Raw genomic sequence first — 20,920 nt, forward strand, 5'->3', positions numbered from 1 at the left:
CTCCTGCCGGATCGCCGCCTCATCCACCTTCTTGCGGTCATTGTGATTCTAAATGTGCTGTATCTCGTCGACCATATCTTCCAAGGGGCTTTTCACCGGCGGATCGATGAATAGTCGATAAGATTTCTCGTTGTAGCGACCGTCATTCTGGCTGGAAAGGGATTGAGTGTCTCGCTGTATCGAGCGGGACGGGTAGGCGTTCGCTTCTGGACGGTTGTTGGAATACTCGGGTTAGGTCTCGGGTGGTTCTCGCATTTCAGCCCGATGAGTGATCAGCCATTGTTAGTCATTTATCACGGATATACGGCTCCTTGGGCGGGTATCTTAGCGGTGGGCTGCCTTATCCTGCTCATGCTGTTTGTCCTTGGGGCAACTGTCTTTGCCGGGTATCTCTGGAAGCAGCAGAGTCGTTCATAGTCAGAGCCGTTTCTATCTCATTTCCGTCCAGAGTCCTATTTGTGAGCGGAATGCTAATTGGCGGACGGTAGTGCGCACCAGTGTGACATCGTTTGCCTGATCGATAGACTGGACCTGCTCGTTCGGTGAGAAGCGAATCGAGAAGAATCCTCCCGTGAACGCAGAAAATGCCAAAGCTCGTTCCGGCGTGATCGCGATGGCTACGTGGCCACGCCCCTGTAGTTGTTTAACGGTTTCATTTGGTCCCAATGCTTCGCTGAACCAATGGCCACGGCTCTCTTGAAAACCATAGACTTGTTGATTGGTTTGGACCAGAAGCACCCGGGGGAATACCCGATGTTGCTCAACATGTTCCTCGACGCCCAATTGCACCTCCGTCCATCGGTGTAAGCTCGAGGAAAATCCCAACAGCCGTCGGTTGGTCTGAGCAAAGCCCGCTGGTCCGTGAGCCGCAGTGGCGACGATCGTTTCATTGACGCCCAACGACTCTTCAACAGGACTCCCACCTCCTGGTAGGGCAACGACCCGGTCCTTTACGACAGTGATCAGGACATCGACCGGCCGGACTTGTGCGCTAGCAGAACTTGGGGATAGGGCGGCTATGATGAGGAGGGAGAGCCCCCAGCATCTGATCGAAAGAGCCAGCGGTATCTTGCCTGTCGAGCTGCTTCCTTGGTGTCTTTCCATGCTGCATCATACTAACAGGCTGTGAATGAAGGCTGCCAGAGGCAGCAGCGGGTGCCTGGGCAGAGACATCACAGCCGTCGATTCAGTAGAACCGACGGCTGTGATGTCTCTGGAGCTATCGAGTTGTGCGGTTTCTACACAGAGGGCAGTGTCAGCAGCTTTTTTATCTCGCAGTGGGCTAGTACGACGTCAGGGGCGCGCTGCAACGCCTCATAATAACTCCGTTCATATCCATCCCCCAGTTCTGAGGGGCGAATGAGCCCTCGGATTTCCGTCAACAGGACTGCGACCTCATCAACCGTCGGGTGATCATGCCCGTCGAGCAGTTCGTCGATACGGACGACCATGTTGGAGAGCGGATGGAGCCAGGTAAACCACGGATCGTTCATCACCAGCTGGAGGAGTTGACCAGTGGAGTCCACTCGGCCATAAATCCGCTCGTAGGTCAGTTGTTCGGCGACAATCAGGGCTTTATGCAAGCCCAGGAGACCGTGTCGAACATCGGCCAAGGTTCGCCGAAGGGGATTGGTTTCTCGGACGTCGGTGTGTTTTGATGAAATAGCCATGGTAATCTTAACAGCTCGGTTGAAATTGAAGGATTCGCCTGCCATTCCTCTGTGAGTGACGCACTAGGATTCTTATCGGATAAGTGACTGCGGTTCTGTAGTCATACTCAGGATCATCGGTGGAGTAGGCTCTCATTCTCCTCTATCAGGCATCTGCCGTGTGATACGAGGACTTCATAGTGCCATGAAGTGTCCATCACGGTTCAGTACCTCCTGAGGATGAGAGGTCGGAGATCTGTTGTTGGTACGGAGGCTGTGTGGACTGCATTTGGAAAGGCTCAATCTTTTGAGGGCTTAGCAGGTTTCCATAACGGGAAAAGAGCTCGCCGGTCAGTCGAGCCGTATGGTCGGGATCGGTAGAGCGTTTCCGTCGTATATAGTCGTTCAACACACGTCCCTCGGTTGTTTTGTGGATGTGAGGCTGGTTCAGGTTCATGCGGTAGCGTGCTACGGCATCAGCCACTCTGCTGATGAAGATGACTGTTCCATCTGGATCAATTTGCTCGACGATACCAACATGCGTCAACGGATCATTGAACAGACCGTCCCCATTGAAATCCCAGGTGTTATCAAAAAACACCAGATCACCTGGTCGTACGTCCTCGTCCTGATGAAGAAGCCCATGTTGGCGTACATGGTTGTGGATCAGCCGGACGCCGTTTGCATGCATCTCAGAGTAAGCACTTCGGTATAAGTCGATCCCGTGCTCCAAAAAGATGGCGCGTGTGATGCCTGCGCAGTCGTAATCGATACGCCGGCCTTGGATGGTGATGGTTTTTGATCCGAGTAACCGCACAGCAGACTGAACGATGGCGGATCGGCTGGGGAGGGATGTGAGGAAAGGGGCAGGAGCAGGCTTGTGGGGCATGAACGGCGACGGCTGACGCGAGACGGATGTTGGTGACCGGTCAAGCTTTTCACTGGAGCTTCGCCACGGGGTGGGTAAATCCACTGGTGCTTGTTGTGGCTTCTTGACCGGTGAGGCACAGCCTGTCAGGGCTGCGATGGTGATGGCCACCATGATGATGTACCGCATCGGTCCTCCTCTCACCCCAGTACGTTCACAAATCGTCCCTTGGCGTCTGTCGGAGTGTCTCGATATTTTCGTGCCTGCTTACGACAGGGGAATGGTCCTGAGTATTTCTTCCATGAGTAAATCGGTTGTCCTCCAGGGGATAGTATTTCAACAGACCGCCATCTTTGATCACTTGCACCTTCCGGTTCAGGATGGTCTGCACATCGTCGGCGGAGAGGGTGTCGCGTTCAATGAGACAGTGGGCGATGACCTGGCGGGCTTGACGGAGCGTGAGACCTTGTAATGCATGGAGGATCGTATCGGACTCTTGGTCGGTTGGACTCTTAGCGGCACTGGACCTGCTGGTTGAGTCGAGGGTGCCTTCCGCAGAGGTGGTGGAACGTACACGAGAGGCGGATCGTGAGCCCAGTGACTGCCGTAGACCTCGGAGCATCGATCGCAATTCCTCTCGATCCGGCAGCTTCAAGCCCAGCCGGACGGCAATTTTATCGAGATCCGGTGGCAGCGAGAACGGTTGACCGGTCAATACGCAGGTTGCCCGCGATCGGCCATAGACGGCTGCCACCTCCCGTAACTGACGGCACACAGCAGGATTTTGTAGATGCGGGCCCAGATCCTTCAGCCAAAAGATTGCTTCGACCGTTAAGCCATGGAGATGCTGAAGAACCGCCAAAGGGGTCGTGGTCATTTTACTCAAGGTCGGGCCTTCATCGGCGCGGGTGAGTCCTCTCGTGATCGACCATTCGAAGAGCGGCATTCGTTCCTGGGCTGTGACGGATTGCAGGAGGGCCAGTACCCGCTCCTCTTCCACTGTTTCGATGATGACCAGGGGATGAGCAGAACGAATCAGTATACGGAGATCATGGACGGTGGTTGAGAGAGCCATCGAACAAAAATGCTAGCACGAGGCTCTGCCCTGACCAAGAAAACCGATGAATGTGATCAGGGGTTAGTTACAGCTTTCGGTATCAAGGCGAAATCATTTCAAAATCAAGCAGTGAATCTTTCTATGTTCTTCCACGAGTCGTCTAACATGAACGGCATTGATGAATCATTGTGCTCATGATTGCTTCGTAAGGAATTGTCTCGTTCGAAACACGCAATAACGTCTCCCTTGAAAACTTTTTTTACAACGTCTAAGTTTGCTAGGCGGGAAATGCCTGCTTTAGCCATGATTCCATTCAAGGCGGAAGCGATCTTGTCGCCGAACGGAGCTTGTACCGTCGCTGAATTGCGGTTTCCGTCATCGACAACTCGAATCTCAATGTGCCCGGGATCATTGAGTCCCTCACCAGCAACATTTTGATTGATCCAAGCCGTATATATTGCGAGTTCTAGCTTTTCCACTGAGGGAAGTTCTAGCGTTTGGAGAACAGTCATTTCATTTTTGAGGTTGGTTATATGGCTGTCACGAGTCTCTTCATCGTATAACTCGTAGTCGCTTTCTAGTTGCATCTTTAGGCGTTCTGCGCTCTGATCCGCTGAGAACAAGTTCGTCAAAGACTGTTGAACCTGATCAAGCCAGTCTGTTCCTGAGAGGGCATGGTTTGCCTCGGTGTTAATCGTGTCGGAAGCTCCATGAGTCAGGTCTATGATTGGTTGAAGCGCTGACCTAATAGGTTCTTTGAGCGTAGCCGCTAGTATCTTTTCAATAGTTGCCAATCCAATTTGTAGTACGGAGCTAAGAACGTGCGGTTGAATTTCTTCCGATGGGACAGCCGACTGGATTAGTGTACGGAAGTTGTCAATGGCAGACAGATAATTAGTAGCTATCTTATTCTTTGCCGTTATGATTGCTGATGCGTACGCGTGAATAGTTTTAGCCGCGGCAGTGAGGCCGTCCGGGGTGTTCTCCTCACCGTAGGATTTTAGATGTGAATGGAGACTCGTGGGGTAACCGGTATCGGCGCGATCATACTTTAAGTCATACAGTATGACCTGACCGTCTTTGAGAAAAAGAGCTTTATCTTGTCCCATGTATTCGGCCCCATCGATGTTATTCCACACACCATGCCATCCGTCTGTGATGGGTCTAGGGTAATCATTATCAGCTTTGCCTAGTTGAATATCGTAACTGATGTACTGCGCCCTTCTAAAGAAAAACACCTTGTCGTGGATCATCATGGCATCACTCAAATCGGAAGGCCATATGCCCTTCCAATCAAGGAAAATCTTCTTTGGGTATCCTGGTACGACAGCCTTTTTCGTCATGTCGTACTTGACATAGTCCATCCCCTTGAAAAAGAATACTGTTTGGTCATCCCATCGGAGCGCTGCATCAATGGTCGAATAGGGAATACTGAAGCCTGCCTGAATTGATTTTGGGAGCGTATCGGCGTTCTTAGCCAATAGATCGTGAAAGAGGTAAGTATTGCCTTGAAATACGAAAAAGCCATTATTTATGAGTAATGCACACACGAGGTACTCCGTTTATTGTGTCAAGACCATTTGAGTGAGGGGTCTGGATTCGGCGATTTAGGAAGCCTCTTGCAAACGTAGGCTAAGACAAAGAGGCCATCAAAAGGGAATGTTTCGGTAATCAAGTCTGTACGTTGGCTCGGTGTTGCTGTGATAGTCGGATTAACCCATGCGGCCCAGTCTTGCCCAGAGCTTCCACCGGCATCAACGCGTAGCTCTATGGAAATAGATTGCCCGGCATATGCGCTCAGATCGACATCTATGGTGTCTAAGCTTTGCGTATACTTCTTGAAGTGTTGGGCCACTGGCTTCCATTGTTCCACGTTTCCGGCAAACCCTCCGATTAAATAGTGTACCCAGACCCAGAATGTGACCCCATCCGTACCTAGTGCTCCTCGAAGAAACCCTACTTGTGCCTGAAAATGTGCACCAGTTGGGATAGGTCTCCAAGCCAACCAACCTTTGATTGTTCCCTGGTCGACCCACTTTGGATGTGTTCGTAAAACGGAAGGCCATGAACGACCATCTTCCATTATGACGTTTACGTCTGAACGAGCAAACCCGCGTGAGTCGCCAGCATTGCCCATCCACGGTAAGTTGGCATTATCGGTAGTATTATGTGCATCTACGAGTCGACCGCTAGCCCACCTACTTTGTGGATCACCTGCGAGTTGACAGAGATCGATGCTAGTTGAAGGCTGAGCCGAGGAGGTGTTAGGGGGGATGTCGAGTATCGGAGTGGCGATTACAGTGCTGTCATATTTTAGGCTCGCATAGTTGAGTTTGGCGGCAAATGGTTGTTTGTCAAAAGCTGAGGGATCGACGGTTGCTTCCGGTTTGAAACGTTTCACCATGGCAGGAGCGGGTTCAGCCATTGCCCGAGTGCCAGACAATGTAGAGCTAATTGTTTGACCTTTCAGCGTTGCCGTCTGTTGAAGCTTGAACATCATGCTGTTTTGTGTCCCTGTGTTCACATGAGCAGATACAGGAGCAATGGTATTCACCGACACAGTACTTAGGATCGGTAGGATAAGTGGCGCAACTGACGATGCGTGCACTGTTGCCTTGCGAGTAACGGTAATGTTTCTCGCCACAATCATGCTGGAAATATATACGGGAATTTTACCTCGGCAAGGAATCAATCCATCTGATACAACAAGATTATCCGGCAGCTTCCAATAACGAGATTCAAAATATTCTCGGTGTAGCCAGGTGCGGATTACCGCGACGGTATTGTATTCAAGGGAAACGGCCTCTATGTCGTCATTCCCCTCACCGCTGTCGAAAAGGGATCGTAATTCGGGCGGCGCTTGTGCTGAAAATGCATTAATCTCATCCTTGCTAAGATGAATGCTTGTCCATGGTATGGACTTATTTGCTATATCATGGGGACTATAGAAAGTAAGTTTGGTTGGAAGCCCATTCGCATTCAAGTCAGGAACGTCGGACTGTTCTAGGTCGTTGATATAAGAACTGCTAATCAAATTGGCATATTTTTTCTGTTCTAGGGTCGCTTTTACAGCGGTGTAATTTTCTACCGCAGTCTTGTGTCCGAAATTTATCCAATCGTTGTTGGCTTGGTTGACTAAATCTGATAGTTGTTTTTCGCGATGCTCTCGCCATTGTTTTTTGCGTTCGTCGCCGTCCGGTCCAGTTGCATTTTCAACGCTGAGCTTTTCATCGAGATACGCATTATTCGCTTTGTCGAAGAGAGTCTTGTATTGGATGTAGGCATTATACCGGGGTGAAGGAATTGTGATGGGACCATCTGCTCCTGGTTGCATAATGCTCAGAAACTGTGTGGCCTCCAGAAGTTGCTTTTCTTCTTGTTCCGTTAGGGTAGATTGAGGGAATGCAGAATTTCTTAGGATGGTTTCATAGGAGTCCCATAAAAATGCACTGGTATCCGGAAGAAATTGCGGGCTATCTTCAAACGATGCGTTCATCATGCGCGAGAACTCACACTTGGCATTTTGTTGTGCGACCGCGCTAAGCCCGCTTTCACCAGGAGGAAGCATGAACTTCAAAAAATCGTATGTGAACGCGATACCCTTGGGGAAACTGAGAAACTTATCTCTCCTGTCCGGCTGTTCAAATAACACTTTCAGTTTGACAGCTAGGGCTAAAGATATTTTCGACGCAATAGATGTTGTCATGTGCAATACCTCTGTCCGTAACCAAATTGAGGTGGCAAGCTGAGCTAGGAGCAGCAGAGCTAGCTGCTCCTAGCCTAGCACCGGATCGTCTGCGCCTCGCATTGATCCCCCATGCACGGGCGATGCAAGCATGGACCTGAAAACGAATCCTGCTTAGTTCGACTCTTCCCCACCGACTAACTGTTCTGGCTTGATGTCCGGATGTAAGTTGGGGCACTTTGGAATCACGTTGTTGATAAACCCAACCAACTGCATGCCAGGAATAGAGACTCTTCCACCTTCAAAATGGCCCTGAACGTCTTTTCTGATGTTTCCGCTTTCATACGATCCTCCTGCCACAAATGGGCCATAGCTCACACATCCGCCACCACTGATATGGCTTTCTGCATACTGCCTATGCTGGTCAGCCTCGGCAAAGTGAAACTCGACATTCCGTACAAACAGTGCGTTGACAGGATAGGCGATCAATCTTCCTGTCGGTTTGTCGGCTCCGTCTGAAACTGTTTTGTTGTCAAAATTCAGGTACCACGTTTTATCCAAATCCCACGCCCTCATCCAGTAAAAACCTGGCTCATGCCATGGTTTACAGACTGGCACTTGTGTGAATTCAAGGGTTGCGAAAAAATTGCTACATTTTGCATCTTCCTTAACATCCTTTTTTGAGCCGCCCGCTTTTGCCCCAATGGAGAACAGACCGAAATGTACGCCGCCTGCTGCTCCCCATTTGCTGGTGCGCTCATCGTAGTGAGTCTCGTAATCACCGTCGTAATAGGTAAATTTGGTCCACCCTGGACTTGTTGCAAAGTTGCCAGGAAGTAGCGTTGTGTAATAAAAGTCAGAGCCTCCATCTAGAGGACTCGTCAAGCGACTCTGATTAAATTTCCTGAGAAGATCTTGTTTGTATAAAACCATGCTTTTCTGAGTTACCTGATCGATGTAAGCATTAATGGTTTCATATTCATTCTTGTACCCCTGTGAAACCCATGCCATTTCAGCAGCTTCCATTTTCTTGCGTATAAATTTTGACTTATTGGCGAATGCGGCAACTCTTCTAATAGCTTCAGGACTATCACCCTTTGCGCTTTGAGCATCTATGAGCAAGTTCATGTACTCATCAGCGGCATCGATGTAATCGTTCATTTTTGCGGTGTATGCCAGTGTTAACGGACCTGGTTCAGAAACCTGCGTCTTCTCCCCCGTAATAATGTCTTCCTTGTCTTTTGTGACAGTGAGGAGATTTCTGAATTTCTGAAGCTTTTCTTTTTCTTTGTCACTCAGTTCATTGTTGAGCACACGACTGTATTTCAGGACGTCGTTATACACACTGCTCAAAGTGTCTTGAGTGGTAGTCCACAGTGTTTGTTGCATGTCGTGCGAGAGAAACTGTGGATCGGCACTGACTTCGGGAACAAAATCCAACAGCTTGGATAACACAAATCCCTGATGGTACAGCTGTTGAGTCTCCTCGGCTGTATTGCCGACAAAACCCTTTGAACAAAAAAGAAAGTCAGAGGGATCCATCGGAACTCCCGGCATCAGCCACGAAACAAATTTATTTCGAGGCATCTTAATTTCGCCATCGCCATTACCCGTTATTGTTTTGTAAAGCTTTTGCATGAGTGCTTTCATAAGATCGGCAGAGACATCCTTAGCCATGGATCATTCTCCTTCTTGCTCTAAAATTAAGTGACTATCATTTGCTTAGTCTTTGCGCGCACTGTCCGGTCAACTCTTGGATTGGCCTCCCATAAGTCTCGCCTCCTTTCCCAGTCCAATCATGATAGTGTGGTGTAATCTGAGCTCACAGGATGTATTTTGTGAGCCGTCTGGTTCCTCACTCTGGTACTGCGTACAAGAAAATCCTTATTAGTGTCGTAGGACTCACCGTGCATGGCTACGGCAGTGGCCTCTTGGCGATCTGGCTCATCTTGAGCGGCTCTGATATTTGTCATAACGGGACATACCAAGTGCATTTGATATGCCACGGAGAAAGCGTATCGAAGCGCTATAGCTGCTGCTCCTTCACCTTGTAAGTGTCATGAAAATGCATTTCCTGGCGGTTGGTGAGGAATATCTGTCGGCACGAAGTCGATTGTCCTGTATCGAAAGCGATTCACATATGTATCTAAATGGATTCTACATACGTATGTCGAAGCGGGCTGGTAATGCGTCCCACGACCTCGTGGAACACATTGTATTTCAGCCTCCATATGCTCCTGTTGGTAGACGTATGGATGAATGCGTATCTATTGAGATACGAGGTGAATCAAACTGGATACGTAGTAATGTGTGGCACGAAGGGCGATGTGAGCGGTCTCGTCGTAGATAGGCTGCAGTGACACGTCTATTTCTCAATAAGATGGCATCGTTGGTTTTGCCCTATTGCGTACTTATTTGGATGGGAACGTGTCTTGCTTGGGCAGGGAGGTGACGACGTTATTGAGAGAGAGTAAGAGGTAGACGGGATGGTCCGCAATAGATAGTTTGGCGAGAAAAGGAGTGCATATGAAAATAGCACTGAATGTATGGAGAACAGTGCTCTATGGGATATTCATCGTGGTGGGGATCTCTGTAACATCGAATGTTTGGGCACAGTTGACGGGTTCAGAGAAGCTAGTCCCGGTAGTGTGGAACAACGGCAAGATCTATTTCTTCCAAGGCAATGAATATGCGCGCTATGATATCGCCCAAGACAAAGCTGATGCGGACGATGGCAGTGGCAATTTGTATCCTCGCTCTATCCAAGGCAGCTGGACCGGGCTCTTTGGAGAGAGCATTGACGCTGCGGTTTTCTGGCCGACTCCACCGCCTGGAGGAGCAGAAAACAAAACGGTCGCGTATTTCTTCAAAGGTAATCAGTTTATGCGATACGATGTGGCGGCAGATCGTGCAGATACAGCCGATGGTGCAGGACGGCCGTATCCGCAACCTATCTCATTGAAGTGGCCTGGAATTTGGCCTGATCGAGTGGATGCGGTTGTGGTATGGCCGGTTCCAAGGAATGGGAGGAGCGTCGCGTACTTTTTTCGAGATGATCAGTACATCCGGTTCGATGTGAAGAACCATCGAGCTGACCCTGGCTACCCGAAACCAATTGCCGGAAATTGGCCGAACTTCAAATTTCCTGATGGAATCGATGGAGCGATAGCTTGGCCACGCAGGATCGATGGGAGGTCGGTTGTTTATTTCTTTAAGGGCGATCAATACATGCGGTATGACGTTGATGCCGATCGTGGGGATGACCAGTCTGAGGGAGGGCTTGTGTATCCGGCAGCTGTTGCCGGGAGTTGGTCAGGCCTCCTTGTGGCGGCTACGCCGGGACCTGTTGACGCACTCGCGGCCTATGCCAAGGAGTGTGATGATGCCATCGGCGTCACGGTTCCAGATTTCGACATTGACAGCCCGCTGGGGACAACGGTTCCTACCACCAATCTCATACCAGTTCACGCGGCCTACGCGGATGCGTCCACCTGTGATCGTCCAAACGTTCTCAACGGAAAATGCGATCATGGCAGTCGTTTCCGAGTGTTGGTTAACACGGCGGATGTCTTTGTGGTTGCGCATGCTCGGAAGATGGGCTTATCGCAAGGGCAATATGGTGATGTGGCCATTATCCAGCACAATAAGAACAATGGTGCGACCTGTTTTTATCAAGGAGCGCTGGAAGACTTTGGCTTGAGCCATGATCATAATGTTAAGGCGCCTTCCAAGGGTGTGGGGGATCCAGCTTTCTGGATGACTCCGTCGCAGATTGCCAGCAGCAAGTTCCCCTGCGGCAGCTGTCACGACAATGGACCCATCATCCGATCACCTTACCTCGCGCAGATAACAGGGCCCAATCAACTGCCTGGTGCAGGGGATGTTACCTTCAACAGTGATGGACAGCCCTATTCATTTGTCGGTGCAGATTTCGCCTCATGGAAGAGCTATAAGGTGGAGGTGAGTGGTAATACATGCAACGGCTGTCATCGCATGGGCGTGAACAATCTCAGTAATATCGGGATTGTCCCAAGCAATGGCACGGCATTGGATCTAGGAATGAAAGCGACAGATCGTACACAGGTGAGCAAGAACCCACATTCTGCCGACTCACCGATTTGGATGTTGCCAGGACAGACAACCTTTCAACAATCGGTGGCTGACGCCGCACAGGCAATCCAGGATTGCGCACGACAGTTTCGTCTAGGTTTGCCATTGCCTAATTCACCGAGCTGTACGATTACTCAGTTTTCGAAGCCGTAAGTTTCCAGCTGGGAGGCATTCGAGCGGCTTATGTCTTGCTTGGGCTTTCGAGCGCCTTATTGATTTCAGTGATGAGGCGACGCTCGATCTCAGTGGTTTCTTCGTGACTCACACTCAAGATCCGTCCTCCCTGCGCGACCCGTTCGAACTCTGCTTTGACGCCAAGCTTTGTCACACTGTCCGGAAGGGCCTCAAGTGACACGAGATATTGATTTCGCGAGCCCGTCACCTCAAGCGTTGCAGGGCTTGAAATCTTCCGTTCGGTCACATAGACCGCCCGTTGATCGGTCTTGACACTCACTTTCAGATGATACCCGTTACGCGCCAAGGCGTCTTCAACCACTTTGGCCACGGTCGGCATGGGTCTCGGCAGTGTATCGGACTGTGCCCCTTTCTCCTCGACTTTCAGAGATTCCGCCATCTGGTTGGCGATCATTCGTTTGGTTTCAGCCAGTTGCAGCTCCATGTGTTCGTTGAGCCGTTTCGCGTCCGCTTTGGTTGCTTCCATGCTGCTCTTGGCATCGCGAAGCTCTTGATTCAGCAGATCAATCTGTTGCTGCATCACCTTATTCCCGTCCTGCAGCGAGCCCAAGAGAGATTCTTGCTTCGCGAGTTGCCGCTTGAGTGCTTCGTTCTCTACCCGGAAGGGATTGTCCCGATTTCCATCGGGTGCGCAGCCGAGCGCAAGCATGAACCAGACGATGCCAATACTCAGTGACCGCGGACTGACCAGTGTTATATCCTGCACGTGTGCTCCTCCCAGTAGCTGGTAAGATTATCTACGCTTCAGCTCAACTTGTAAATGCGATAGTAAAAATTTGATCGGTTCATTATGACTAGCAATCGGCTTGGAATTATGAATGTGATGGTTGCTTTTGTGATGATCGTGCCCTTGCTTTTCGTAGAGTTGTCCTCTGCGACAGAGGGAGGACAGGTTGTGGCTGTTGTCCCTCCGGAAGATTATGCTCTGTACGACCGGATCATCGAGGACAAATTTTTGACGTCGCAGATTCGATTGGTCCTCCTGGAACGGATGACTGTCTCACGGCTTGTGCCGAACCAGCCTGAGTCCATGGCACAGGAGTTTTTTCAACGACAGGGAATTTTTGATGGGATGTTGCCGCAAGAGCTGGTCCGTGATTTTGTTGGTGTCAATCAAGCACGAAGCCGACTCGAAGGCCGATTTCGACTTGGTGTGCGCTATCGATTTGTGTCGGAGGATGCCGCGGATGAAGCAGAGGCCACCCTGGCACTCTCCGTGAAGAATGTCGATGATCTTCCACTGCACACTCCGACCGTGCTTGATCGACTTGCGTTGTCGCGGGTGGGACGGACTGCTCGGAACGACCAGGCCCTTGTGTATGTTGAGAATGTACGTCCTGACGGAACCGGCGCAGGGTTCTTAGTGTGGTTACATCGGCGGGAACAGGAATGGGAGATTCTCGATACGGAAGTCGTTTGGACTATCCGGGGCGGGGAAGATGGAGACGAATCGTAAGATCTCCGGCTTGCATCAGATACCAGAGCCCTGTAGCATGCCGCTGTCATGGCTTCGCTGATTCGAAAGACGTTCTCAGTCCCGCCGCTTGGCTGTAATTGCTCGATCATCGGTGACCCCGTCACAAAGCAGGCGGTTGTGATCGATCCTGGTGGTGCTCCAGAGCGAATTCTTCATGAAGTACAGCAGCTGGGATTCGCCGTCACCCACGTCTTGCACACACACGCTCATTTTGATCATTTTCTGGCTTCCAGCGAGATCAAGCGAGCGACCGGTGCAACGATTTGTCTCCATCAGGACGATCTCAAGCTCTGGGAAAACCTCGAACTGCAATGCCGCATGTTTGGGGTGTCCTACGTGCCGGCGGTGTCGCCGGACTATTGGCTGGCGGATGAGGAAAAAGTGCTGCTGGGACAGGTGCCCATTATCACACTCCATACGCCGGGACACACGCCAGGGTCGATGAGCTTCCACGTGCCGAATGATCAGCTGGTGCTGGCAGGGGACACGCTTTTCCGTGGCAGCATCGGCCGGACCGACTTGTGGGGCGGAAACTTTGAGGCGATCGAAGAGTCGATTCGAGAACGACTCTACACCCTCGATGATGCAACGACGGTGGTCACTGGTCATGGGCCTGAAACCGAGATCGGACTTGAAAAAGAGTCCAATCAGTTTGTCCGCCTGTGAGGGGATGGAAGGATATGCCGCATCGACTCGTAGCTGTTCGCAAAGGTCGCCCTGCTAGGCCACAACGCGCGAGGAGGCGAGTCGTACGTTGAGTTGTACGGGGAGCCTCTAACCTGCAGTATTCATCACTCTTCCGCTGCAATCGCCGATCTGCGGTTACGACAACCATGCGGCCGACGGGCACGTCCCTCAGACCTTCGACGTACTGCGCGAGTATGCCTCAGGGTCTCCGGGCTCCGCGCGTCGGTCTCACAACGCGGCTGGGTGATTTCGCCACGAACAGTCATGAATAATGCGGGCTAAGCGATGCAAAAACAACGCAGGCGGCGTTTTTCAACAGCTGCAGGTTACTCCTTGGCCATCCGTTCTTTCAGTCGTTCAATCCGTTTCTCTGTCGATTGCTTAATGAAGTTCATGTTTTCGGCAAGATGTTGCTGGGCGTTGATCGTTCCCTCTTCCCGACGTTTCTGTTGATCGAGACCAAACTGAGCGATACTCGGTCCGTCCTCTTTGTTGAGTGCCGTCCAGATTTCCAAACAGCGGGACTGTTTGGCTGGTGGATAGGCATCACAGGGTGGGTTCGCGGCAGAAGTTGAGGTGATCGCAAGACTGAGGATGAGAGCAATCAGGCTACACCAAAGCTGATTCATGCCGCACTCACTTGAGAGAGGGTTTCCTGAACGAGACACCTTACCATAACTGCTGCTGCGGCAGCTTATCGGATCGATGAGGAAGGATCAGGCGATGGTGCACTGAGAAATACAGAACAGAAATATGTGGGGACGAATGGGTTGCTTTGACATCACGTCTCAATCTTCATGGCCTCGTTAACTTCTTGCAAGGTTGCGCTTGCAACTGCGGCGGCGCGCTTACTTCCGGCCTCGACGATCTCATCGACACGTGATGGCTCGTGGGTGAGCTTGGCACGTTGGTCCCAGATCGGCCTGAGCTGTTCCACCATCCGATCCGCCACCAGTTTCTTGCAATCGATGCAGCCGATTGCGGCAGTTCGGCAGTCTGTGTTGACCTGATCTTGAATTCCCTGGGGAGAGTAGATCTTATGGAATTCATAGACAGGACAGAGGTCCGGGTTGCCGGGGTCAGTCCGTCTCACACGGGCTGGGTCGGTGACCATGGTTTTGAGCTTCTGGCGAACGACCGATTCGTTGTCCGAGAGGTTGATCGTATTGTGGTAACTCTTGCTCATCTTGCGACCATCGGTCCCGATTACTTTGGGAAACTTCGTCAGATGTTCCTTCGGTTCCGGAAACACGGACATCTTGTAGATATCGTTGAAGCGCCTCGCGAGTTCCCTTGTCAGCTCAAGATGAGGGAGTTGATCCTTGCCGACCGGAACGAAATCGGGCTTGTACAGGAGAATATCGGCGGCCTGCAGAACGGGGTAACCCAGAAAGCCGTAGGTCGTGAGGTCTTTCTCTTTGATCTCCTCTTGCTTCTCCTTATAGGTCGGATTGCGTTCGAGCCATGAGACGGGCGTCATCATGGAGAGCAAGAGATGCAAGATCGCGTGTTCGGGAATTCGGGATTGGATGAAAATCGTGGATCGATCCGGATCGATGCCACCGGCCAACCAATCGATCAACATTTCACGGACGAAGGTCCGAATACGGCTGGTGTCCGCATAGTTCGTCGAGAGGGCATGCCAGTCAGCGACGAAGAAGTAACAGTCATACTGCGCTTGTAAGGCTTTCCAATTTTCCAGCGCCCCAAGGTAGTTTCCAAGGTGCATCAGGCCGCTGGGCTGCATCCCACTCAACACTCGCTTTCGAGGTGCCGTCATTCAGTCGCTCCTGGTCGTAGGCCAAGTGCGGTGGACAGAATGGTTCCGGACAAGCTCTTGGCAAAGGTTCCTGTGATCATGTGAATGATGCCCAGTTCTTTGTCGAATATGATCAGTCCCACCAAGATGAGCATCCCGTATGGCTCCAACCTGGCTAGGGCCATGGCGGATTTCGGTGGAAGCACGGCGGTCAAGATGCGTCCACCATCAAGCGGTGGAATAGGAAGCAGGTTGAAGAGCGCAAGGAAGACGTTGATCATCACGGAATAGAGTGCCATGACGGCAATCGGTCGTAGAAACATGCTCCCAAACAGACTGGATGTCGCATCGGCTTCTCCATTGTTGCGGACGGACAAGGTCGGTTCGATCGTTAAAATCGCGGCTAAGAGCAAGGCGCTCGCGATGGCCAGCAACAGATTCATGCCAGGGCCAGCAGCAGCCGTGAGTGCCATATCGCGTCGAGGCTGATGCATATTTCCAGGGTTGATCGGGACAGGCTTGGCCCAGCCCAGCAGAAAACTCCCCGGCAGCATCAAGCAGATCAACGGGAGAATGACGGTGCCGAATGGGTCGATGTGGGCCAATGGGTTGATGGTGAGACGACCTTCGAGTCTGGCGGTTGAGTCGCCGCATTTCTCCGCCATCCAGCCATGGGCATACTCATGGAGGACCATGGCAAACAAGAGCGGGAGTCCCATGTAGGAGATGGTGTGGAGGATGTGTGACAACGAACTCATACTCTTGTGCTTAGTTCAGCTGCACAAACTTACCTTGTTTCACTTGAAGAAGAAAGAGCGGTCGGTGGAGAGCGCCGTCTTGCCCGAACCAGGCCGGTCCCGCCAAGGTCGGAAGGTTGTGCGAGGTCGTGAGGTAATCGTGTAGGGCCTCTCCGGAGGTTGCACCATGGCGGATCCCATCGATGGCGATTCTGGCGGCGTCATAACCCTGGAGGGTGAAGAGCGAGGGGGGTGATTCAAAGCGTGTCTGGTGGCGTTGCACAAACTCCTGCACGTTGGGATTCGGACTATCGATGAAAAAGCCATCGACGAATGTCGCGCCGTCAACGGCGCGATCCGCCGTGCGAGCAAAATCTTGAGCATTCCACCCGTTGGTCCCTAGAAGAGGAACCTTGATATCATGGAAAGCCAGTTGCGCGGCGAGCAGACCGATTTCTTTTGAGCGACTCGGAATGAAGATGGCGTCGAATCCAGGTGTGTAGAGGACTCGCTTTTCACTTCGGTTCTGAGGTTTGCCGGTTGGGTGGGCCACCTCTACTGGGATAGCCAATCCATATTTTTTCAGATCCTCGGCTTTGAGCCGCTGGATTTGCGGAGCAAAATCGGTGTCGCCCTCCTTAAACGCTTCCATGGCGATAATTTCGCCATCCAGCCGCCGCACTTCTTGTGCAAAGAGGCGGGCCAGCTCTCGGCCATAGACGGTATCGGGATGGAGAATACAGATTCGTCGATAGCCCTGGTCCTTGGCCGCGTAGGTTGCGATCCGTTCGGCCTGCATCCCATAGGTCAGTGCCGTGCTGAAGAGGTAACTGCCGAGGCGACGCACATTGGGGAGCGTGGCAGCCGGTGTGATCAATGGGATTCTGGTCTTTTGGGCCATCTCAGCCATGACGGGAAGATTTTTAGACAACATCGGACCGATGACGATGAGCGGATGATCCTCATTGAGCAACGTTGAAAGATCGTCCAAGAATCCGTGTCGATCGGCGTCATGGTCTTTGACGATCAATCCGATCGGCGGTGACCCTGGCTGCTCACGAGCCCGTTCCACCGCCAGTTGGATCCCCTGAAGGACGTCTGTGGCGAATGTGGAGAGCGGTCCCGACAGCGGGAGGACCGCAGCGATGAAATGTTGATTGGCTTTCAATCTCGTTTTGATGAGATCCAATGATTCGTGCACTTTCGGGACGGACGGGTGTGCAGGAAATGCCGCGAGAAAGTGCCGAGTTTCTCGTTCCGCCAGGTGGTCTTCCCCCCGTCCGGTGTAATAGTCGATCAGACGAAGAGAGGCGAGGTCTCCGGGATAGGAGCGAGGATACGCTTCACGCACGCGGGTCAGGCCGCGTTTATCCAGCTTCTCCGAGACGAACTGGCGGATTTGTTCCCGTATCTCCGTCATCTGGGCATCTGAGCTGCCGGCCATTCCTTCCAACAATGTATGAATCGCTCGCACATAATCTTTCTTTTTGGCCAGAACCTCGGCCGTTAGCTGCTGTGCCTCACGTTTCGTGCTCTCGTCCTGCGTGGTTGTCCGAACTTGGGCCAACAATGGCAGGGCCAGGTCAACATTGCCCATCGCCGCATGGGTGCGGGCCATCAAAAGCTTACCCCGGTCCAGCAGATCGGATTCAGGAAACTCCGTCTGGAGCTGGCTGAGAGCACGAAGGGTTTCTGCATAGTCTTTCGTGCCGTAAAGGGCGGCACCGAGCAACAGGTAGGTGTCGTCCAGGTATTCAGGAGGGGGCGTCGTGGTTAAGAATCGACGCAGAGCGGTCACTGCTGCCTCCGAATCGCCCTTTTCGATCAAGTGTTTGGCATGGTTCAATACCGGAGGGATGGGAATCTGAGGTTTGGATGATTCAGTTGCTCCTGGTCCCTCCGATCGCGGCAGGCCAAGGGCTTCACCGAGCGAGAGTGTCCCACTGATGGTGATCACCAGCAACAGTCGAGCGGAGTTGAGTAATGGGCGATGTGAATAGGCGAGCATTCCGTTCGGCCGACGGTAGGCCGTACGCAGACTAGTATCGGAAAGGCGGTGGCCTGTCAAGGAGAACCGTCATGAGAGTGTCATTGTGCGGAACGCAAGAGTTGGCTATAGTTGTGTGTGATGCTCACGAGTGCCCCACCGGCTGCGCTCCTTGATCCCCTGGTTGAACGGTATCTGACAGAGTTGAGAGTTGAGGGAGGGTTGGCCACGAATACGGTGGAGGCGTACCGGCGCGATTTATTTCGATTACAGCGACATTTATTGACGCATCGTCTTTGCATGAGGGATGTTGTCTCCTCGCAGGTGATCCGGTCGTTTTTGGCCGCACTCAAACAGGAATCGCTTGCGGTCTCGTCGGTCGCCCGGATTCTCTCGGCCACGCGAGGTTGGTATCGGTTTCTTGTGCGGGAGCGTGTCTTGGAAGGGAGCCCCCTCCGTGAGGTTGCGGTGGCACGCCGGCCTGTTCGCTTACCCAAGACGTTGACGAGGTCTGAGGTAACGGCTTTGTTGGAGTTGCCGGTGCGTGATCGGGTAGAAGATCGACGCGATCGGGTGATGGTGGAATTGTTGTATGCGTCAGGTCTTCGCGTGTCTGAGCTTGTGGGGTTGACGCTGTCTCAAGTCGATCTGAGCCTCGGCTGTCTTCGAGTCCTGGGGAAAGGTGCCAAGGAGCGTATGGTCCCGATGGGACAGACTGCTCGGGATCTTTTGAGCGAGTACCTTGATCATATTCGTCCGGCGCTCCTGAAGCGTCGCTCGACGCGCGTGTTGTTCGTCAGTCGCCGAGGACGAGGGTTAACGAGGCAAGCTTGCTGGAAACTGCTTCTGCAGCGGGCACGGCGTGCTCGGATTACGAAGTCGATCTCGCCGCATGTCCTGCGACATTCGTTCGCTACGCACTTGCTGGAAGGGGGAGCCGATCTTCGGGCCGTCCAAACGATGTTGGGACATGCCGATATCGCGACGACTCAGATCTATACACATGTGGAACGGAGCCGGCTTAAGCATATTCACCGAAAATTTTTCCCGAGACAGCTTAAGGGACGAAGATCGGATGGAACAAAAGTGTAGCGTGGAAGTCTCTTCTTGATGCATGACATGAAAAGAGCGGTGAAAGATATGTGCCCGGTTGACAAGGCAGTATGGACTTGATACGTTGCTAAGAAAATTGGGCGGATAGCTCAGTTGGGAGAGCGCTGCCCTTACAAGGCAGAGGTCACAGGTTCAATCCCTGTTCCGCCTACCAATGTGACATTATGGTAAGCAGAGGCAGGGATGGGTGGTTTCATACGGAGGGTTTGTTCCTCAGCTCGGGGCTTGATCGGCGACCAAACTGAGAGCGTCTTGTCATTTTCAATCTTCCGCCATAGCTAGATTTTGCGGGGCCGTCGTTCAGCCTGGTTAGGACGCCAGATTGTCAATCTGGAGGTCGCGGGTTCAAATCCCGTCGGCCCCGCCATTTTTCCCCAGTTATAGTGTTTGGTACAATCCACGTTGCACAGAATGATTGAACGCTAAGGAGGCACGTCGACACTCGTATGTTTCAAGCTGGCCCGCTGGGAGTTATCATGTCGTTGGGGATCGTCTCCAAAGTGGTCCTCTTGCTGTTGTTGGGGTTTTCCATCATTTCGTGGGCGATTATTTTCTATAAATGGGCGAGCTTTCGCGCAGCCGACGAGAAGGACCGCCGTTTTATGGCGGTGTTATTGCGGGCCAGAGATGTGGAAGAAGTGACCCGGCAGGTACAACAAACCACGGGAAGCCCTTGCGCAAAGATTTTTTACACCGTGGTCCAGCGGATCGGCTACATCCCTACAGAGACGAAAGAAAACGGCGCCCTTATCTTTGATCGGCATGTGATGGAGCGGACGGCAGCCCATATCGCTCAGGGGCAAATCGCCAAGCTGGAAACCTTTCTTCCTTTTCTTGCTACGACCGGGAATATTTCCCCGTTCGTTGGATTGTTGGGAACCGTGATGGGGATCATCGATTCGTTCCGGGAAATTGGAGCCCAGGGTACGGCCAGTATCGCGGCTGTGGCCCCCGGAGTATCTGAAGCCTTGATCGCCACCGCCGCCGGATTATTTGCGGCGATCCCTGCCGTCATCGCCTACAATTATTTCCTGACACGTATCAGGCGTACCGCCTTGCAGATGGATTCCGTCGTGGTGGAGCTTCTTGCTCTGATCCCGCCTCAGGCCAAACCCGTCGATCCGGTTGCTGTCGGAGTTAAAGGATGATTTTCGAGACGAGGCAGCGTCGGTTTTTGGCCGAAATCAATGTGATCCCACTGGTCGATGTGGTCTTGGTATTATTAGTCATCTTCATGGTCACTGCGCCGATGCTATATCGTGGAATGGACATCAAGCTACCAACCTCGGCCGCGAACACCATCAAACCGGAAATCCGGGCCGTGTTGACGATCGAAAAAGATCAACGGCTGTATCTCGACAAAGATCAAGTCAGCGTCGCTCAACTCGAACGAAAATTGCATCTCCTGAAGCAAGAACACGCGGATGTCTCCTTGTATTTACGTGCCGATCGTGATGTGCCGTATGGGGTCGTGGTTCAAGTCATGGATGGAGTCAAAAAGGCCGGGATAGAGAAACTCGGCATGGTGACCGATCCCACGACCGGACCCGAACGGATCACGGAGGCGACGTCTTCTCTACCTAACCAGTAGGATTA

Annotated in this window: 19 protein-coding genes and 2 tRNA genes; 9 read left to right on the forward strand and 12 right to left on the reverse strand. The window is 52.1% G+C overall.

Annotated features, from left to right (window positions below; genetic code table 11):
• Positions 1–162 precede the first annotated feature (162 nt).
• Positions 163–417, forward strand: coding sequence for a hypothetical protein (locus tag ACYX34_RS06165; RefSeq protein ID WP_462075678.1), 255 nt, complete (start codon positions 163–165; stop codon positions 415–417).
• 12 nt (positions 418–429) lie between these two features.
• On the opposite strand, the gene ACYX34_RS06170 is transcribed toward ACYX34_RS06165, so the two are convergent.
• The 7 genes from ACYX34_RS06170 to ACYX34_RS06200 all read right to left on the reverse strand — a co-directional run bounded on the left by ACYX34_RS06170 (position 430) and on the right by ACYX34_RS06200 (position 8,936).
• Positions 430–1,104, reverse strand: coding sequence for a hypothetical protein (locus ACYX34_RS06170; RefSeq protein WP_462075679.1), 675 nt, complete (start codon positions 1,102–1,104; stop codon positions 430–432).
• A 134-nt stretch (positions 1,105–1,238) separates the two neighbouring features.
• The gene (locus ACYX34_RS06175) at positions 1,239–1,670 is read right to left on the reverse strand and encodes a hypothetical protein (RefSeq protein WP_462075680.1); all 432 of its coding nucleotides are present in this window, start codon (positions 1,668–1,670) and stop codon (positions 1,239–1,241) included.
• Positions 1,671–1,866: 196 nt separating this feature from the next.
• Positions 1,867–2,706 (reverse strand): NlpC/P60 family protein, encoded by an 840-nt coding sequence (locus ACYX34_RS06180; RefSeq protein WP_462075681.1) that lies wholly within the window; start codon positions 2,704–2,706, stop codon positions 1,867–1,869.
• A 25-nt stretch (positions 2,707–2,731) separates the two neighbouring features.
• A complete protein-coding gene (locus tag ACYX34_RS06185; protein WP_462075682.1) occupies positions 2,732–3,592 on the reverse strand; it encodes a hypothetical protein in 861 nt (286 codons plus the stop codon).
• Positions 3,593–3,696: 104 nt separating this feature from the next.
• The gene (locus tag ACYX34_RS06190; RefSeq protein ID WP_462075683.1) at positions 3,697–5,124 is read right to left on the reverse strand and encodes a hemopexin repeat-containing protein; all 1,428 of its coding nucleotides are present in this window, start codon (positions 5,122–5,124) and stop codon (positions 3,697–3,699) included.
• A 20-nt stretch (positions 5,125–5,144) separates the two neighbouring features.
• Entirely contained in the window at positions 5,145–7,280 is a 2,136-nt protein-coding gene (locus ACYX34_RS06195; protein ID WP_462075684.1) for a hypothetical protein, read from the reverse strand.
• Between the two features lie 153 nt (positions 7,281–7,433).
• Complete coding sequence (locus tag ACYX34_RS06200) at positions 7,434–8,936, reverse strand: hypothetical protein (RefSeq protein ID WP_462075685.1); 1,503 nt, start codon at positions 8,934–8,936, stop codon at positions 7,434–7,436.
• 849 nt (positions 8,937–9,785) lie between these two features.
• On the opposite strand from ACYX34_RS06200, the gene ACYX34_RS06205 reads away from it, so the two are divergent.
• A complete protein-coding gene (locus ACYX34_RS06205; RefSeq protein WP_462075686.1) occupies positions 9,786–11,522 on the forward strand; it encodes a hemopexin repeat-containing protein in 1,737 nt (578 codons plus the stop codon).
• Between the two features lie 28 nt (positions 11,523–11,550).
• Here the strand turns inward: ACYX34_RS06205 and ACYX34_RS06210 are convergent, their stop codons facing one another.
• Positions 11,551–12,270, reverse strand: a complete 720-nt coding sequence (locus ACYX34_RS06210; RefSeq protein WP_462075687.1) for a hypothetical protein — start codon at positions 12,268–12,270, stop codon at positions 11,551–11,553.
• Positions 12,271–12,354: 84 nt separating this feature from the next.
• Between ACYX34_RS06210 and ACYX34_RS06215 the strand changes: the two genes are divergently transcribed.
• Together ACYX34_RS06215 and ACYX34_RS06220 are read left to right on the forward strand one after the other, a co-directional pair.
• Entirely contained in the window at positions 12,355–13,020 is a 666-nt protein-coding gene (locus ACYX34_RS06215) for a hypothetical protein (protein WP_462075688.1), read from the forward strand.
• Positions 13,021–13,068: 48 nt separating this feature from the next.
• Entirely contained in the window at positions 13,069–13,707 is a 639-nt protein-coding gene (locus tag ACYX34_RS06220) for an MBL fold metallo-hydrolase (protein WP_462075689.1), read from the forward strand.
• Between the two features lie 347 nt (positions 13,708–14,054).
• Here the strand turns inward: ACYX34_RS06220 and ACYX34_RS06225 are convergent, their stop codons facing one another.
• The 4 genes from ACYX34_RS06225 to ACYX34_RS06240 all read right to left on the reverse strand — a co-directional run bounded on the left by ACYX34_RS06225 (position 14,055) and on the right by ACYX34_RS06240 (position 18,232).
• On the reverse strand, positions 14,055–14,357 hold the full coding sequence (locus ACYX34_RS06225) for a hypothetical protein (protein WP_462075690.1): 303 nt from the start codon (positions 14,355–14,357) through the stop codon (positions 14,055–14,057).
• A gap of 152 nt (positions 14,358–14,509) precedes the next feature.
• Complete coding sequence (gene trpS / locus ACYX34_RS06230; protein ID WP_462075691.1) at positions 14,510–15,508, reverse strand: tryptophan--tRNA ligase; 999 nt, start codon at positions 15,506–15,508, stop codon at positions 14,510–14,512.
• Positions 15,505–16,245, reverse strand: a complete 741-nt coding sequence (locus tag ACYX34_RS06235) for a site-2 protease family protein (protein ID WP_462075692.1) — start codon at positions 16,243–16,245, stop codon at positions 15,505–15,507. The genes trpS and ACYX34_RS06235 overlap by 4 nt, the downstream gene beginning before the upstream one ends.
• Positions 16,246–16,255: 10 nt before the next feature.
• Positions 16,256–18,232: a penicillin-binding protein activator gene (locus tag ACYX34_RS06240; protein ID WP_462075693.1), complete on the reverse strand. Its 1,977-nt coding sequence runs from the start codon at positions 18,230–18,232 to the stop codon at positions 16,256–16,258.
• A 120-nt stretch (positions 18,233–18,352) separates the two neighbouring features.
• Here ACYX34_RS06240 and xerD point away from each other — a divergent pair, with 120 nt between their 5' ends.
• From xerD to ACYX34_RS06265, 5 genes are all read left to right on the forward strand, one after another.
• On the forward strand, positions 18,353–19,303 hold the full coding sequence (gene xerD / locus ACYX34_RS06245) for a site-specific tyrosine recombinase XerD (RefSeq protein WP_462075751.1): 951 nt from the start codon (positions 18,353–18,355) through the stop codon (positions 19,301–19,303).
• 99 nt (positions 19,304–19,402) lie between these two features.
• Positions 19,403–19,478, forward strand: a tRNA-Val gene (locus tag ACYX34_RS06250).
• A 135-nt stretch (positions 19,479–19,613) separates the two neighbouring features.
• Positions 19,614–19,691: transfer RNA gene (locus ACYX34_RS06255), tRNA-Asp, on the forward strand.
• Between the two features lie 79 nt (positions 19,692–19,770).
• On the forward strand, positions 19,771–20,472 hold the full coding sequence (locus ACYX34_RS06260; RefSeq protein ID WP_462075694.1) for a MotA/TolQ/ExbB proton channel family protein: 702 nt from the start codon (positions 19,771–19,773) through the stop codon (positions 20,470–20,472).
• The gene (locus ACYX34_RS06265) at positions 20,469–20,915 is read left to right on the forward strand and encodes a biopolymer transporter ExbD (protein ID WP_462075695.1); all 447 of its coding nucleotides are present in this window, start codon (positions 20,469–20,471) and stop codon (positions 20,913–20,915) included. Before ACYX34_RS06260 ends, ACYX34_RS06265 begins: the two co-directional genes overlap by 4 nt.
• Positions 20,916–20,920: the final 5 nt, after the last annotated feature.

The organism is Nitrospira sp. CMX1, from assembly GCF_054902215.1.